The sequence below is a fragment of the Bacteroides sp. AF29-11 genome (genome assembly GCF_003602895.1).
In the GTDB taxonomy this organism is placed as follows: Bacteria; Bacteroidota; Bacteroidia; order Bacteroidales; family Bacteroidaceae; genus Bacteroides; species Bacteroides uniformis.
On sequence record NZ_QTLY01000003.1, the window covers coordinates 85,270 to 101,663 of the forward strand.

19 protein-coding genes and 2 pseudogenes are annotated in these 16,394 nt (G+C 41.3%); 10 read left to right on the forward strand and 11 right to left on the reverse strand.

What is annotated here, in order from left to right; all coding sequences use genetic code 11:
- A pseudogene (locus DWZ03_RS20170) lies at positions 1-828 on the reverse strand (restriction endonuclease subunit S); the annotation flags it as partial.
- 63 nt (positions 829-891) lie between these two features.
- On the opposite strand from DWZ03_RS20170, the gene DWZ03_RS05800 reads away from it, so the two are divergent.
- Entirely contained in the window at positions 892-1,698 is an 807-nt protein-coding gene (locus DWZ03_RS05800) for a tyrosine-type recombinase/integrase (protein WP_057280664.1), read from the forward strand.
- A gap of 48 nt (positions 1,699-1,746) precedes the next feature.
- Here DWZ03_RS05800 and DWZ03_RS05805 read toward each other — a convergent pair whose 3' ends face one another.
- The 6 genes from DWZ03_RS05805 to DWZ03_RS05830 form a co-directional block, all read right to left on the reverse strand.
- Positions 1,747-2,259 carry a TIR domain-containing protein gene (locus DWZ03_RS05805; protein WP_057280665.1) on the reverse strand — a complete coding sequence of 171 codons (513 nt, stop codon included), beginning with the start codon at positions 2,257-2,259 and terminating at the stop codon, positions 1,747-1,749.
- A 2-nt stretch (positions 2,260-2,261) separates the two neighbouring features.
- A complete protein-coding gene (locus DWZ03_RS05810; protein WP_070101541.1) occupies positions 2,262-3,077 on the reverse strand; it encodes a macro domain-containing protein in 816 nt (271 codons plus the stop codon).
- A gap of 70 nt (positions 3,078-3,147) precedes the next feature.
- Complete coding sequence (gene mobV, locus DWZ03_RS05815; protein WP_120129220.1) at positions 3,148-4,530, reverse strand: MobV family relaxase; 1,383 nt, start codon at positions 4,528-4,530, stop codon at positions 3,148-3,150.
- A 213-nt stretch (positions 4,531-4,743) separates the two neighbouring features.
- Complete coding sequence (locus DWZ03_RS05820) at positions 4,744-5,769, reverse strand: DUF6371 domain-containing protein (RefSeq protein ID WP_057280676.1); 1,026 nt, start codon at positions 5,767-5,769, stop codon at positions 4,744-4,746.
- A 115-nt stretch (positions 5,770-5,884) separates the two neighbouring features.
- On the reverse strand, positions 5,885-7,240 hold the full coding sequence (locus DWZ03_RS05825) for a DUF3987 domain-containing protein (protein WP_057280667.1): 1,356 nt from the start codon (positions 7,238-7,240) through the stop codon (positions 5,885-5,887).
- Positions 7,240-7,599, reverse strand: coding sequence for a helix-turn-helix domain-containing protein (locus DWZ03_RS05830; protein ID WP_032945184.1), 360 nt, complete (start codon positions 7,597-7,599; stop codon positions 7,240-7,242). The genes DWZ03_RS05825 and DWZ03_RS05830 overlap by 1 nt, the downstream gene beginning before the upstream one ends.
- 528 nt (positions 7,600-8,127) lie before the next feature.
- Between DWZ03_RS05830 and DWZ03_RS05835 the strand changes: the two genes are divergently transcribed.
- The gene (locus tag DWZ03_RS05835) at positions 8,128-8,394 is read left to right on the forward strand and encodes a hypothetical protein (protein ID WP_057280668.1); all 267 of its coding nucleotides are present in this window, start codon (positions 8,128-8,130) and stop codon (positions 8,392-8,394) included.
- A 68-nt stretch (positions 8,395-8,462) separates the two neighbouring features.
- Positions 8,463-8,687: a DUF2188 domain-containing protein gene (locus tag DWZ03_RS05840; protein WP_057280677.1), complete on the forward strand. Its 225-nt coding sequence runs from the start codon at positions 8,463-8,465 to the stop codon at positions 8,685-8,687.
- A gap of 245 nt (positions 8,688-8,932) precedes the next feature.
- Here the strand turns inward: DWZ03_RS05840 and DWZ03_RS20175 are convergent.
- Positions 8,933-9,121, reverse strand: a pseudogene (locus DWZ03_RS20175) (tyrosine-type recombinase/integrase); the annotation flags it as partial.
- A gap of 279 nt (positions 9,122-9,400) precedes the next feature.
- Between DWZ03_RS20175 and DWZ03_RS05850 the strand changes: the two are divergent.
- The 3 genes from DWZ03_RS05850 to DWZ03_RS05860 are packed head-to-tail and all read left to right on the forward strand — an operon-like array spanning position 9,401 to position 12,260.
- Entirely contained in the window at positions 9,401-10,630 is a 1,230-nt protein-coding gene (locus tag DWZ03_RS05850) for a site-specific integrase (protein ID WP_117692180.1), read from the forward strand.
- A gap of 13 nt (positions 10,631-10,643) precedes the next feature.
- On the forward strand, positions 10,644-11,864 hold the full coding sequence (locus DWZ03_RS05855) for a site-specific integrase (protein WP_120129223.1): 1,221 nt from the start codon (positions 10,644-10,646) through the stop codon (positions 11,862-11,864).
- Positions 11,865-11,885: 21 nt separating this feature from the next.
- On the forward strand, positions 11,886-12,260 hold the full coding sequence (locus DWZ03_RS05860; RefSeq protein WP_120129470.1) for a hypothetical protein: 375 nt from the start codon (positions 11,886-11,888) through the stop codon (positions 12,258-12,260).
- An 11-nt stretch (positions 12,261-12,271) separates the two neighbouring features.
- Here DWZ03_RS05860 and DWZ03_RS20105 read toward each other — a convergent pair whose 3' ends face one another.
- From DWZ03_RS20105 to DWZ03_RS05875, 3 genes are all read right to left on the reverse strand, one after another.
- The gene (locus DWZ03_RS20105; RefSeq protein ID WP_207805205.1) at positions 12,272-12,430 is read right to left on the reverse strand and encodes a hypothetical protein; all 159 of its coding nucleotides are present in this window, start codon (positions 12,428-12,430) and stop codon (positions 12,272-12,274) included.
- Between the two features lie 176 nt (positions 12,431-12,606).
- Positions 12,607-12,912 (reverse strand): helix-turn-helix domain-containing protein, encoded by a 306-nt coding sequence (locus tag DWZ03_RS05870; RefSeq protein WP_025836003.1) that lies wholly within the window; start codon positions 12,910-12,912, stop codon positions 12,607-12,609.
- A gap of 53 nt (positions 12,913-12,965) precedes the next feature.
- Positions 12,966-13,277: a helix-turn-helix domain-containing protein gene (locus tag DWZ03_RS05875; protein ID WP_120129473.1), complete on the reverse strand. Its 312-nt coding sequence runs from the start codon at positions 13,275-13,277 to the stop codon at positions 12,966-12,968.
- Between the two features lie 474 nt (positions 13,278-13,751).
- Here DWZ03_RS05875 and DWZ03_RS05880 point away from each other — a divergent pair, with 474 nt between their 5' ends.
- From DWZ03_RS05880 to DWZ03_RS05900, 4 genes are all read left to right on the forward strand, one after another.
- Positions 13,752-14,222, forward strand: a complete 471-nt coding sequence (locus DWZ03_RS05880; protein WP_120129226.1) for a DUF3408 domain-containing protein — start codon at positions 13,752-13,754, stop codon at positions 14,220-14,222.
- Positions 14,223-14,502: 280 nt separating this feature from the next.
- Complete coding sequence (mobA, locus tag DWZ03_RS05890) at positions 14,503-14,925, forward strand: conjugal transfer protein MobA (protein ID WP_120129229.1); 423 nt, start codon at positions 14,503-14,505, stop codon at positions 14,923-14,925.
- A 288-nt stretch (positions 14,926-15,213) separates the two neighbouring features.
- Complete coding sequence (locus DWZ03_RS05895) at positions 15,214-15,780, forward strand: Crp/Fnr family transcriptional regulator (protein ID WP_120129232.1); 567 nt, start codon at positions 15,214-15,216, stop codon at positions 15,778-15,780.
- Between the two features lie 5 nt (positions 15,781-15,785).
- Positions 15,786-16,361 carry a Crp/Fnr family transcriptional regulator gene (locus DWZ03_RS05900; protein ID WP_120129235.1) on the forward strand — a complete coding sequence of 192 codons (576 nt, stop codon included), beginning with the start codon at positions 15,786-15,788 and terminating at the stop codon, positions 16,359-16,361.
- Positions 16,362-16,394 lie beyond the last annotated feature (33 nt).

Consider the following 16,394-nt stretch of genomic DNA (forward strand, 5'->3'; position numbering starts at 1 on the left):
CTCATAATACTTGTTATCGTCACCACGGAAGATGACGGATTCATTGAGAGCGGACTTTTTTAACTTTCCCTCTTTTACAAGTTTTTGCTTTTCTAACTTTATTTGCTCAAGTAACTCTTGTGCTGTGCCCTCTTCTGCAATTTGGAGGACAAGTCGCCCTTGAATTGCCTCCTGAAGAATGGACTTCTTTAGTTTATCAACAATCAGAGCATTAAGTTTGTCTAATTCTTTTTGCGATTTATCATATTTATCTACAACAGGCAATACCTCTCGGATTTTTTCAACAATCCTATACTGCTCATTATATGGAGGGATGGGGAAAAGTTTGTTTTGGATATATGATGATAGAACTCTCTGTTGTCCAGCAGTCCCTTTATATTTTGCCTCTTTGATAAAATAATCAGATTTTAGGAAGTATAAAACATACCAAGCATATAATGTTTGCCCATATAGGCGCAGAACATTAAGTTCTGTGGTTGCAGCCGCTACTTTTCCGGGAACATCTTCCAAAATAAATGATTTGCGATTTTGAAAGCAAGGCGTAATTTTGGCAAAGGCTATATCACCTACTGCCAGTTTAGTGAAGCCTGTTTTGATTAAACTCCAGTTTTTTGTTTCATAAGAATATCCACTACTATAACCAGCATTTATTAATGCCATAGGCATAAATGCTGCATTTACATCATCTTCCGCTAATACTGTAGGTGACATATTTACAATTGTAGAGAATCTTGCCCACTCCCAAGTAGCAGGAATCTCAAACGGAATCTCCTCATCAATACATTTTATCTCTCCGGTAGCGAGAAACTTCTCATAATAGGAACTCAATGAATTTGTGGATGCTATACATTATTAATGATAGCGAATTGTTTAACTAATAATGTATCGAACATGAACATTGAAAATTTTGAAACGTATCTGCGTCAAGGAAATATGGCGGAGAATACGATTGCGGCTTACCTCTATGCCGTAAGGGAATATTATTCCCGACATAAAGAACTGAACAAGCGTAATCTGCTTGTTTATAAAACCTATCTCATTGAGAAATTCAAGCCTAAAACTGTAAATCTTCGTATTCAGGCAATGAACAAGTATCTTGATTGTATGGGAAAATCTCGTCTGAGATTAAAATCCGTCAAGGTACAACAGCGTAGTTATTTGGAAAATGTAATCAGCAATGCCGACTATGTTTTTCTAAAGAACAAACTTAAAAAAGAGGAAAATCGAGAGTGGTATTTCGTAGTTCGTTTCCTTGCTGCCACTGGAGCAAGAGTTAGCGAACTAATACAAATGAAAGTGGAGCATGTGCAGATGGGCTATTTCGACATCTACACCAAAGGTGGCAAAATTCGTCGTATCTATATTCCTAAGGCTTTACGCAAGGAAGCCATAGAATGGCTTGGCAATGTCAATCGTGCCACTGGTTATCTTTTCCTTAATCGTTTCGGTGAACGTATCACTACCAGAGGTATTGCTCAACAGTTGAAAAATTATGCTGCAAAATATGGCTTGAATGAGAAAGTGGTTTACCCTCACTCGTTCCGTCACCGCTTTGCAAAGAATTTTCTGGATAAGTTCAATGACATATCCTTGCTTGCTGATTTGATGGGGCATGAAAGTATAGAAACTACCCGTATCTATCTGCGTCGTAGCAGTGCCGAGCAACAAGAGATTGTCGATAAAGTGATAACTTGGTAAATAAAACACTGCCCCATTGGTAAAAAATCATGGGGCAGTGTATAGTTATTATCCAATGGCATTTCTTACCGAGTCATAATCCCAATACAATGTATTGCCAACCCATTTTTCCATCGGCGCATGAATGCCACGATTTCTGACTACTTCTGGACATTTGGATCTATTCACCACTGTTGATTTATACAGGACTATTATTTTTAGACCATCCCGAATCGCTTTCTCGCATTCGAAATCAATATAACTTCGAGTATCCACTGTATGTCCTCGACCACAAGTCCCCCAATAACTATTGTAGCTATTACAATATTGGCATCCACCAGCCCTTAATTCTTTTGTGTGTTCACCAACGATAAGGATAAATGTTTTAGAGGCATCCAATCGCTCAGCCAATGACCTTTTAATCGAGCAATTTAGGCTTGTATCCCTTGCTTGCTTTAATTCATGAGCATCCGAAAATGAAAGTCCATATCGGGAACTGTCATTCCACCGGTGCAATGCGTCAACGGCATCTTTGTCATTATCCCAATCTCCGGCGATATAAGTTCTTGTTCTATAATACATGGCTAAAATATTTTTTTAATATCGTACAAATTAATTTTATCTATGGATTCTCTTGTTAATACAATGGTTATCGGTTGATATATTTGAGCATCCGATGTTTTGAGTGTACAAAGGATACAACGGAGCAAATGAAATTCATTTTTGTCAGTAATGCGCGTTATTCCTCCTCCGAGTAGAGGTATAGTAACAGGTCTATGTGCATAGACTCTGCTTATTTCATTCCACATTGCCCGAAGACAGATTTCATACTCGTTATGAGATAGTTTTGCCTGATTATTCTCAAAATGAGAAAATGCCAACAACAAATAATCTTGATATGTAATAATTCGGCCAAGTGGGTAATAGGTTCGACCTGCTTTTGTTTTCCTCTTCATACTAGGTATATCTTCTGCCTCATCAATCTTTTTATTCAAATCATCAATATCCTGTAATCTTTCTATGAATTTCCCATTCAATGAGTTCCTTGCAATAACAACGTCATCAACTATTGTGTCAAAAAACTCATTAAAAGGGATTAATTTCCAGTTGGGCGATTTGAAAATATCACCTTCCTCTATTCTTACAGTTATTCCTTTTATCTTCAGTGTTATTGCATGGTCTGATCTAAGTGCTTTTATTACAGCTGTTATTATCCACAGTAATAGAAATACACCTAAAATAATCAATCCTTTCTCCCACCACTTCTGAATATTGACTACATCCGTAATGCTAAAATCTGCAATAGCACAAATAGTTTCAATGGCAGCAATGAAACTAACAGCGTACAAAAAACTATCTTTCCAAAGAACTTTACTATGTAATTTTGAAATTTTCATCATTGTATCCTCTTTGTCAAATCACTACAAATATACAAGTTATTCAAGCAACTGCCTAATAAATGAATAGATATTATTGTCGTTTCAAGCCTTTGTGTTTCTTGTCGTTCCATGGTAATTCGGATGATGCACCACCAGAACCTGTACCAACATGAGTTTGTGCCTGACCACCTGCTGCAAGTTCAAAAACAGCACCGAGCAGATTAGCTTGTGCCTCATTGACCTGTTCCTGCGGTTCAAATACTTCATTGATGAGTTCGTAAACGGTAGCTTCGTTTTTGCTGAACCGTTCCCATATCTCACTGAAATATTCTATATAAGTTCTTGTGTCATATTCTTCATTGCCAACTCTCGTCCAAATATGGATGGACGGATTTCTCATATTTGGAATATTATGATGCACAAGTTCTGCTCCGGATGAGAGTTGGTATCTGTGAGGATTGGCTTTGCGATCAAGCTGGTCAATGCGTTGGTTTTGCCTGTCTATAACAGAATCCTTTTCTTTGGATTTCCGTTCTGCTGATTCCGCTTGTTGGATAGCCTTGTCTATTTCTTTTTGATATTCATTATGTAGTTGCTTGATCTCGGCTTTATGCTTTTCTTGCAACTGGGACTTTTCTGCCATGAGCGTTTTAATCCGATTTGTGAGTTTGCCAATCTGTTCGTCTTTGCTCGCAAGTTCTTTCTTAGCCTTTGCCAAATCACCTTTGCCAAACCACGACAAGACGGTACTTCTTCCTTCTTTTGCTTGTTCAACGTCAGCTTGTAATTTGGCAATGTCCTCTTCATACTTGCTCATCTGCTGCTTGTAGTATTCCGAATTCGCCTGATGCTTGGCGGTAGAGCCGACAATGCCACGTTGCAATCCGAATGGTCTCATAAATTCTGCATAGCTGTTCTGATATTCATGCAATTTGGATCTCCGCATCACATCATCTGCCGATAAGCGAGCCCCTGATTTCGTCTCATACTTCTTCTCGCCCTCACGTTTCTTACGGAATCGTTCTGTGATTACAATAGGTACGATAGTGGCATGTAGGTGTGGTGTTTTCTCATCCATGTGCAACACACATGAAACAAGATTCTCACTTCCGAAAGTATCTTTTAGCCATTTCATATTGGCATCAATCCAATTATCCAGCTTGCCATCATTGGTAATCTTCATCATCTGTTCATGTGTTCCGGTCAGAATGATTCGGATGGCTTTCGTCTGATTCTTGCCAACCTTGCGGTGTAGTCCGGCATGGTCTATTCTGAATTGTATGGCTTCCGTCCTGTTCTTCACTCCGGCAGGAAATGCAACCAGTTCCCGATTAAGATGTGTCCTGCTCGCATCGGCATTGGCGGGAACATATTTCTTCCCCTTGACATCCTTTCTTTCTATATGGCAGGTCACACCGGAGTCGTTGCCACTGCCACGTTGCAGGTGGCAGACTGCGTATTGTGTATTACTCATATCTCATTCATTTATACTGTTATACTTTGGTTCTATGGTTTGTAAAATCCCGTCCATTGTGCCACAGGCAATCGGGTGTCGAGAGGGTGTCCCTCCGCTTATGGGCTTTTTTGCTGCCACTCGGAGAGTGAAAGCGGTGAAAATGCCCTAATAAGCTACGGGATTTTACAAACCCTTTTTCAAGGACAGCGAGCTGTCCAATCCATCCAATTATCATATCTGCTCTGCATTCACCAATTCCAACCCCAATTCATCAATGAGCGTCTGCAAAGCCGGATTCCGCTGTATCATTTTGGATAAAATCATTTGCGGTGTATCTTCCATCAGGAGGAAATCCGCAATGTCCAACCCTTTCTTTCGTTGCTCATCCGTAGCACATTGTTCTAATGTGTCACTTATTATCACTTTTGAGCAAACGGAGGAGAGCTTTGCCATCTTAGATTGCCAAATCTCTTTTGCGCCTAAGTCCGGACACAACATTACCGTCCGACCTTTTAATACACTAATCGCATCTGCTTTGAAGCAGCCGTACATTCCACCTGTAGCCAACCATAAAAATTCAGGCATATAGTGAGTGGCTATCAAGGCAGACTTCTCACTCTCTACTATAGCAATCGGTTTAGTAGGATTGCCAGACAATAGATATTCTCCAAACAAACACTGACTTAAATTGAAGTCGGCAAGATTCAATTCGGTGTGTACCCAACTCACATAACTTCTCGGCTCTTTTGTCCGATGTCCTGTTATTGAATCATATAACATTATCTTTCCAGTTCGCACATTGCCTTGCCTATCAATTTGCCAATAGACAGTAGATCCGCCCCATTTTTTTGAGGTGCCAACACGATATAAATGGAATATCCGCTTTGTTTCATCCTTGCCCAATATACCTGCCAGATAAATGTACAATGGATTCATTGTGTAGTTGGTAAGTGTTCGCTCCATTAGTTCCTTTTCAATAAAAGAAGTAGGTGGCAACGAATGTGACTGTGGTTTACTATGTTCAAAACTATAATTTGAGCCGTTTTCTATCAGCGTTGGATTATCTTTGAAATAATCAGAGGGCGTATAATGGTACTTGCATGATTGCTCATGGTCGCATCTGCCTACATAGTCAGGAAACGAAATCTCACCTTGTGTATCAACATAACGGACAAAACATTGTTTCTTTCCACACTTAGGACATGAGAGTTTTGAACCTCGCTTATATTTTTGAAGAGAAAATCTATATTCAGCCATACTTCTTCGTTTTGTTATTGCAGTCCGTGCAGCTTGCACTTATTGCAGTTTTGCAGAAATCCTATGTAAGAGCAAAGTGCAAACTGCAACAATTGCAAACTGCAAAAGGTGTCAATTATTGCAGCTTCTCATATTCACCTCGCTTTATCTTCTTGATAATCTTATTCGTGGCAAGGTTAACCAAAGAATACATTACCGACCTTTCCGACAACCCTACTTCTTTTCCGGCTTGAATGGCATCAGCAGTAGTGAAAGTTGCAGAAAGACAGTCGAGCAATTCTTTCTTTTGAGGCTCAATGCTCGCTTTCAACATATACTTCTGAATGTCAGAATAACAACTCTCAAAATATTCACTTAAAGCAATAGCCGATTTTGTTGAATCTATATCCACAAAATCCTTATGCACCTCTCCACAAGCCCAACGAAAGATTTGTAGGACTAATGCCAAACGAGCCGTTATCATAGGAGCTTTAATCACTCTACTATCTACCAGTCCATCATCTTGAATTTGATTGATGGCTCGGATTGTATTATTACGCCAATTTATAAAATAGGCTTTGGCTTCCGAAGAAAAATCCAAGATATTTTGTATATTTCCATTATCTATAAAAGGCAAGTCGATCACCTTGTCAATGATTGACTCCCACATAATCGAGTATTTATCAAAAGATGAATCTTCATCTGATTGCCAATCAGAAATTTCTTGGGACGATGGGTAAACAAAAATAATTCTGTCAAGCAGTCCGTTTTCTTTATAACCTTTCTCTATCAGTTCGTGCATACGAGTTGTTTGCATCGTACCGACAATATTTATAAAGGGATATTCTATATGAATCGGTATAGGCATACTGCATCTTGAAATATCCAAAGGCCTACCGCTGAATGCTGTCAATAGCTGTTCGATAAGTTGTCCTCTACTGTATTGGTTTACGGCATTAAACATACCCATAATCTCATCCACATATACTACAACCCCTCGTTGGTTGTCATCAAGCGCACGCATTAACGCCTCTGGAGTAAAGTCTGATATAATAGTCCTCCGTAAAACAGGTTTGTCAGGCAAAGGAGTAGTATTTTCCTTCTTACCTTTATTGCTTTCTACCAGATTGTTGTATTGCTCCATTTCCAACTTGAATTGTTTGACAGCTTGTGCATCATGCTTGCGGATAGGGCGAAAAGCAAAATCCAACGGTGGAGTTTTACCCATTCCGGGACGACCCACCAATATCATATAAAGGGCAGAGTTGCTAATCCATCCCCCACGAATACGAATATTGATAGCATTACCAATGGCGGTTGATACTGCCACCAAAACAGAAGCCATCATGTACTCTATGGAATAATTCTCTTGTCGGGTTAAAGCCAATATCATATCTTGGATTTTAGTTGGAAAGGCATCTAAAGGAATCTTGTTTTCAAAGACCCCTTCAAATTCCATTCTGAGTGCATTGCATAAATTGGTTGAATCCATTAGAATTTGGTATTTCTTTTTGACTTTATGAATTGGGCGGCTTCATCTTCCAAGTTTTTATCAGATTTTATTTTGCCGGCATGGAGCCACTCGTCAATTTCTGATTTTAGGAACATGATACGTTTCCCTCTTTTGTGGAATGGGATTAGATGGCAACTCGTCCAACCATATACAGTTTGTTCTGCCGGGTGGCTGGGAATATAATCACACAATTCTTTGAGGTTCATCCATTGTTCGGTTGGCACGCTTTGATTCTGATTATTTAGTCCATCTATTTTAGAATCCAGCTCATTCAATTTATCCATCAACCACGACATAGCTTTGGGTAAATCTTCAAATGTAATGTTCTTCTCACTCATATTATTACTTGTTTACTGTTTGATTTTTCGGCAAAGTAACAACGATTTTCTATGCTGATTTTATGGTGTAATACATCACATAAAAAGACAGCAACGGAACACAACTATCATAAGGATTACTCGTTGATTATCAATGTAAGTAGTGGAGAATATCAGTAGTAGATTTTTATGGTTATGTCGCCTATCATACTGGAATCATAAGAAATTATCGTAGATAAAATAAATGTGACAGTAGAAGTAACTTTGTAGACTGTCAAACCGACATAAAAACTGTCAAAACAAGATGAAATGTTCAAAAAAAAGCCTGTTTTTAACATTGGCAAAGCATTTGTATCTACTATAATAGATTGATTCTGTTTTTTTATTCTGGTGTTCTACAAACCAATAAGTCCGTGACGGATATGTAGCAGGCTTCCTTATCTTCCCCTGTAATCTGAAGAATTTAGTATGGTATAGAACTGCTTACCGATGAGATAACCTCAAGTACAAAACAGCAGTCGTAATGTTTAACAAATAATTTCATGAATAATGGCTTTATTTTTCTTGAGTTATGATTTGCGTAATAAAAGAGATTATCAGCCCCTTTATGATGAGCTTAAAAAGTTTAATGCAGTTAGAATGCTTGAATCTTGTTGGTGTTTTAAGCGTATTAACACTAATGCAAAAGGCTTAAGAGACTATTTTAAAAAATTCGTTGATGGGGATGATGGACTTTTGATATCGCAAGTAGCAGAAGTAGATGGAGTTCCTCAATGGGCTGGTTTTAATCTTGACGGAAACCCAAATGAACTTTAATGAGGGACTACCGAGTTAATAACGGCAACTTGAAATATGTTGCCACTAAGAACAGAAAGGAGGTAAATATGGCAGGCAAGAACATTCATGTTGTTCGTAATGGCGACCAATGGAAGGTAAAGCAAGAAAATGCTCAACGTAGTTCTGGTAATTTCAGAACACAGCAAGAAGCATTTGAACGTGCTCGTGAAATCGCTATTAAGAACGGTCAAGAAGTTGCTATACACGGATTAGATGGACGTATTCGTGAAAAGCATAGCTACGGCAATGACCCATACCCACCAGAAGGGTAATATTGAGATTTAGGATGTGCCCCTACAAAGTTGCAACTTTGTAGGGGGTTATTTTTCTCAATCCCCTATTCTGTTGTATGTAAACGTATAACAACTTGAAATGTTACATTTCTTTTCAAAGTTTAAGATTTCAGTTATTATAATTCAGACAAACTCATTTAGGGTATTGTCGTAAATAATCACCAAAAAGCCACCCACGCAAATTCATCTACGCAGATGGCTATGTCTACCAAATATACGAATAGTTATTCTGTTTGAGGTAAATCTAATTTAATGGTTTCAGTCGCTTTCTCTTTTTTCTCATCCACGACTTTGGCATATACCTGGGTAGTTCTCACGTTTGTATGCCCTAACATTTTACTAACTGTATAAATATCAGTCCCTCCAGCCAGTTGTAAGGTCGCATAGGAATGTCTAGCGCAATGGAAAGTGATAGGCTACGCAAGGAAAAGCAGACAGAAGAAGATTAAACGTAAACCGTTTGAAATGAGCAGGGTTTCAGTATTTTGCCAAATTGAGAAAATGTAAATGACAACGTAATATTGAAGTTGTTCAGTTACCAGACCGTTAGCCGGGCAGTTACTGGAACGAGAACAGGTAACGAAAAGCAATGAAAAGAAATCCTCACCGTTTTCTTTGCACTCGTACTCAGCATTTTGCTTATCAAGGAACGCTTATATGGCAAGTAACTTTGCACCTAAAAATATAAGCGTATGAAAGTAGAAAAATTCAAGGTGCTGCTCTACCTCAAAAAGAGCGGACTGGGCAAGTCGGGCAAAGCCCCGATAATGGGAAGAATTACAGTGAACCGCACGATGGCGCAGTTCGGATGCAAGTTGTCCTGCACTCCCGAATTGTGGAATCCCCGTGAAAGCCGTCTGAACGGAAAAAGCCGCGAGGCGGTGGAGACTAATGCCAAGATTGACAAGTTGCTACTGGCAGTAAACATGGCATTCGACAATCTTGTGGAACGCAAAATTGATTTCGATGCCACCGATGTGAAAGACCTTTTTCAAGGCAGCATGGAAACGCAGATGACCCTCATGAAAATGACCGATGTTGTCTGTGATGACATCAAGGCACGTATCGGTATTGATCGTGCCAAAAGTACTTATCCCGGCTATCACTATATGCGGCTGGCACTCGGAGAGTTCATCAAGCATCAGTACAAGGTCAAGGATTTGGCTTTCGGGCAACTGACGGAACAGTTCATCCACGACTATCAGACATTTGTCACGGAAGATAAAGGACAGGCAATCGATACTGCCAGACATTATCTTGCCATACTTAAGAAGATTTGCCGTCTAGCTTATAAAGAGGGATATGCCGATAAAATCCACTTCCAACATTTCACCCTGCCGAAGAAAACGGAAACAACTCCACGGGCATTGAGCCGTGAATCGTTCGAGAAAATCCGTGACGTGGAAATACCTGCATACCGCAAATCCCATATGTTGGCAAGGGATATGTTTCTCTTCGGATGTTATACAGGTGTATCTTATGCGGATGTCGTTTCGATTACCCATGCTAATTTGCAGACAGACGGGGACGGGGCATTATGGTTGAAATACCGCAGAAAGAAAAACGAACTCCGTGCTAGTGTAAAACTATTGCCCGAAGCAATTGCGCTTATCAATAAGTATAGCAGTGAGGACAGAGAAACCTTGTTTCCTTTACTTCGCTGGCCCAATCTTAGAAGGCACATGAAAGCGTTGGCGGCACTGGCAGGCATCAAGGATGACCTGTGCTACCATCAGGCGCGCCATAGTTTCGCCTCGCTGATTACGCTTGAAGCTGGTGTGCCGATTGAGACCATCAGTAGGATGTTGGGGCATTCCGATATTTCCACCACTCAGGTGTACGCCCGTGTCAGTCCGAAAAAACTCTTTGAGGACATGGACAGGTTCATCAAAGCTACCGAGGATTTCAAACTTACCCTTTAATACAGCAAACGATATGCGAAGTACATTTTCACTGTTACCCTATATCAACCGCAGCAAGGTAAAGGCTGACGGTACGACCGCCGTTCTCTGCCGCATAACCATTGACGGGAAACAGACGGTCATAAGCACAAGTATCTATTGCCGTCCCGAAGATTGGAATGGCAAGAAGAACGAGATAAAGTCCACAAGGGAAAACAACCGCTTGCAGGAATATCTCCGGATCATTTCAGAAGCATACGAGGAAATACTGAAATCGCAAGGTGTAGTCAGTGCAGAGATGTTGAAGAGCCACATCATCCAAAACAACATTCATCCGACTACCCTCCTGCAAATGGGAGAATGGGAACGGGAGCGGTTAAAGAAACACTCCGAGGAAATAGATTCAACCTCCTCCTATCGAAGTTCAATGTATTACCAGAAGTACCTGACAGACTATATTGTGTCATCGGGTAAAAAGGATATCTATTTTGAAGAAGTTACAGAGGACTTCGGCAAATCTTATAAGGCATATCTGAAAAAATGCAAGAACTTCGGGGCATCTCAGACCAACCATTGTCTGCGATGGTTGAACCGCCTGTTGTATCTGGCAGTCGATAAGGAGATAATCCGAGTGAATCCCTGCGAGGAGTTGGAATATGAAACCAAACCGGAGGCAAAGCACAGATACATCAGCCGCGATGAGTTCAAGAAGATACTTTCCACCCCGATGTATGACAACAGGCTGGAGTTGGCGAGACGGGCTTTCATATTCTCCTGCCTGACGGGATTGGCGTATGTGGATATACAATTGTTGCATCCCCACCACATCGGGATGAATGCGGAGGGCAGACGGTATATCCGTATCAACCGCAAGAAGACAAAGGTGGAAGCGTTCATACCCCTGCATCCCATAGCGGAACAGATATTGTCGCTGTACAACACGGCCGATGACGAACAGCCCGTATTTCCGCTTCCTAACCGTGACGCCTTGTGGTTTGAAATTCATGAGTTAGGTGTAATCATAGGCAAAGAGGATAACTTGTCCTACCACCAGAGCCGACATAGTTTCGGAACTTTCCTTATTTCAGCGGATATACCGATAGAGAGTATCGCCAAGATGATGGGGCACTCCAATATTCGGACGACACAGGGATATGCACGTATAACCGATGACAAAATCTCAAAGGATATGGACAAACTGATGGAACGCCGGAAGAAACAATCTACTGGCGAAAAGACAAACAAAAGTAACTAAACAATGTCAATACAATATATTATGGATAGAGGTATAATCACAATTAGTGAAGTGGGTATGGTCACTATTCCGACCGCACCCGTATGGATAACACAATTCGAAATCGCTGACCTGTTTGGAGTATTCTCCTGTGACATCCGTAAAGCGATTCATGTTATATATAGGAATAAGGAGTTAAACGAATGTGATACGATGAAATATATCAAGCAACCAGATGGTATCAGTTACGATGTTTATAATCTTGAAATGGTTATAGCCATTGCATTCAGGATATGCAGTAGAGAAAGTATCTTGTTCAGACGGTTTGTGATAAATGAAATCTACGCCACCAAGAAAGAGAACTCAATAACATTGTTTGTATCCTGTGGCAGAGGAAGCAACCTATGGTATAGTTGAGGTTCATCCCATCAGTCACTTGTTCCCGATGCTCGGATGCAAAGGTAGCGCATGGCACTAATGGCAGCGGCAAGGTCGGGCGGCAAAGCCGTTTCGGGCATAATCTTCCTCCTGTGGAGCGTATTCAGCCCGAAAACCTTGCCCCTGCCTGCCATACGCTTGAAGGGCATCCGGTAACGGAAACAAGCGACTGACGAAAAAATCAGAAGACAGGAAAAAAGGAACGGCTTACAGACGAAACAGAATTTTGATGCTTCATCCGTAAGCCGTTCCCTTTTTCTTTTGCCGGAAATCCATTGCAGGCGCAATCACAGGGCAGACGGCAAACTGCGCTCCTTCAAGAAAATCACGTGCCTGTCAGCCGATAAGCGGAGCGGTAGCCGTCATTTAGCATCTTCTCTATATCGGATTCACGATAGAGTATCTTGCCACCCAACTGGATATAGGCTATCCGTCCCTCATTACGGTAGTCCTGAAGTGTCCGGCGGCTCACTTTCAACCGTGCCGATACTTCCTTGTCTGTGAAGAAACGTTCGCCGCCCAGTGTCGGGCGATAGTTGGCGGTCAGATGCTCGAAGCCGTCCAGCAGACGGTCAAGGCTGCCCATGAAGTGGATTATCCACTCGCTGTCCTTGTTAATCAGTTCATTCATGTTACTTTGGATTTAGTGGGTATTGTTAGTTTACTTCGTTCATTTCATCAAGTTTATATCGTCCTTCCTTTGAACTTTGCTTCTTTTCGCCTGTCCTCCACAACAGAGATGATACGCTGCACGTCTTCGGGACGGTAGTACGTCTTGTGGTTTATCTGCGAGTAAGCCAGCGTGCCGTTGTCCCGCAGGGTCTGCAACGTGCGCGGACTGATGTTGAGCATCCGGCACACGTCCTGATTGTCCATCCACTCGCCCATTGTCTTCTCTCCGTGCCGCTGGCAGATGGCATCCATGCGACGGACGAAACGGTCGAACTTGGCGACCATCGCTTCAAAAGTCTTTCTTTCAATAGATACGATTTCCATATACTTCATTTTTGTTGTTATTGCTTCTTTTCGCTGCAAAGAAAAGGGTAAACCTTTACAAAACAATGGATTTTCCAGAACTGGCAGCTTGTGGCACGACGATGTAGCGGTTGTCTCCGGTAATAATGGTTGTATAGCCATAATATACACTCACCCCACTGATTGCCGTATCCATACTATAATGGATAGGAAAGGACTACCATTGCCGTATTCTTTGCAAGGCGAAACAAACCGTTCGCAGGGTTGGAAATAAGCCCTTATTTCTATTTCACATCATATTCCGTCTGATTCAAACAATCCGGAAAATCGGTGAAGTCTGCGCCACCGTTTCCATCACCATAAAGCAAAACCTCACAAAATTGTCTGACAGAATCCAAATGCTTGACTGACTGCATTAAAACTCCTTATTTCGCTGGCGATAATCGGTCGAGGTACTGACCAAGACCACAGTAATAACTTAATCAATCTATTTTTATGACAACAAGAAAAGAGCCAATCATCAGTGAGCAGCAAGCTCAGGAAATCGTGGAAAGAATGAGCCGCCGGGAGTACCGCAGTGAGAAGTCAATGGACAACTTTTACAAGAACATCGGTCTGAATCCGGCGGAGCTGGAGCAACCCGGCAAGTGCGTCACAGAAAAGGCGGAAACCGCTATGGCGAATCCGTCAAATGAGGCAACAGAGGAAGCGGCAGTGCCGCAGAAACGCATTAGCAGCAAGCAACGCAGGCTGTCGCTGGACGAGTACCGAACCACTTATCTGCAAGTTCCCAAGATTACCGACCGCAAGCCTGTGTTCGTCAGCGGTGAGGTGCGCGACAGCTTGGACAGGATTGTCCGCTACTTCGGCGGCAGGGGCATGAGCGCATCGGGGATGGTAGAGAATCTTGTACGCCTGCACCTTGAAACCTATCGGGAGGACATCGAGCAGTGGCGCAAGCTCTGAGCGGATTGCGGTGGAACCGGTCAAGCCGGTGGATGCACTCCATAGGTTTGACCGACATTCCAAACGAGTTATTGCACTCACAAACCAATCCGACAAGCGGAGGATTTTTGTGTCCTCAAAGACACAGCAAGATATATTTTCAGTTACCCGAATAATTCTAAGTAACTGAAAACACCTTCACCGCCGTGGGCAGAATTATCCTCCGCAGTCGGATAATTTCAGGGTTCCTTAATCAAAAATTAAACAATGGATAAACCATAAAAATAAAGGAATAAGAAGTATGAAAAAGAACAGCAAGTACGGGAGGAATCCCATATTAAATCCGAAGACGCACTGTGTGATGGTGCGCTTTGACGATGCGGAATGGAACAAGTTCCTCACGATGTATGAGGAATCACAGGTGTACGCAAAAGCCGTCTTCCTGAAGGCTCACTTCTTCGGGCAGAAGTTTAAGGTGCTGAAGGTGGACAAGGCTATGTTGGAATACTGCACCAGACTGTCCGACTTTCACGCCCAGTTCCGAGCCATCGGCACGAACTACAACCAAGTCGTGAAGGAATTGCGTTGCCATTTCTCAGAGAAGAAGGCGATGGCATTGCTATACAAGTTGGAGAAGCAGACTATCGACCTTGTGAAACTGAGCCGGAAGATTGTGGAGCTTTCGAGGGAAATGTATGCCAAGTGGGAACAACAGAAGGAATAATTCCATCGCTCACTGGAGAAGCATCGCAGATACACAATCCTGCTAATGAACGAATTACATCGGGAAATTTCATCGCTGCCCATATCATTATCGGGCAACCAGTATTATATGCGAAAGACAAAAACCGTCCCAAAAGTATGAAAATATAGAATTTTCATTTATTTGAAAAGCCATTTGGAGTAAACTTCGCTCTGAATGGCTTTATTTCTCAACAGAATTAAGGACTGTTCGGATTAAAATGCTTAACTTTGCAAATGGTTGTAGCGCAGTTATATTAAACAATTAAGAATGGCAGACTTTAACCCGTATATAGATAAGATTGACATGAATTTTTGGCGCGAACTTTGCACTAAAGAGGGGACGTTATGCCTTTATAAAAAAGGTGATTATTTCCTTCATTGTGGAGATACAACAAAAAATGTATGGGGATTTATCAAAAAAGGATATTTCAAATACTCCGTGACCGATTCAGAAGGTAATACACATATAACCGGTTTTTCATTCTGTGACACGCCATTGGGTGACTATTCAAGTCTTGTATTGAAAACTCCAGCCGTTACTGATATTATAGCAGCCACAGATGCGGAAGTGTGGGTTTGTAACCGCAACATTGTTGATGAACTCTTTGAAAAAGACTTTAAGTTACATTGTGTCATATCAGACGGATTTTTTCACCAGACATACGACAGGTTTTTGAATCTGTATCGCCAATCTGCGAAGGAACGTTATATTCATATATTAGAATATTGTCCTAATATTCTTCAAAATATAACGCTCAAAGAATTGGCATCATATCTGCAAATCACACCGACATACCTTAGCCGCATTCGCAAAGAAATTACTTTTGAAAAATAGAGCAGATGAAAAGCAAGGCTAATTTCAACCCATATATAGATAAGATAGACCTGAATTTTTGGCGTGAACTTTGCGTCAAAGAGGGTAAACTTTGCCATTATAAAAAGGGAGAGTATTTTCTTCATCGCAGAGAAACACCTAAGTATTTCGGTTTCATTACATCCGGTGCTTTTAAATATACTATCATTGATACTGATGGAAATGAACATATCACGGGGCTTGCATTGTGCGATACTTTAGCCGGAGACTTCTATAGTTCCATTCGGAAGGAATCGTCATTGGTGGCTCTTCAAGCGATAACCGATTCAGACATATGGGTCTGTAGCACTAATCTTTTTAGACAAATACTGAAAGAAAATATAGAATTACGTTGCGTTATGGCAGAAGAGTTATTTCGGCAAACTCATGACAGATACCTCAATCTTTATCGGCAATCTCCTAAAGAACGGTATTGGGAGTTGATAAGACGCTGTCCTAATATATTGCAAGATATTACGCTCAAAGAACTTGCCTCTTATCTGCAAATTACGCCGACCTACCTTAGCCGTATCCGCAAAGAAATTACTTTTGGCAAGGAATAATACTCTTAAATAAGTGCCCGTAATGCAACTCTC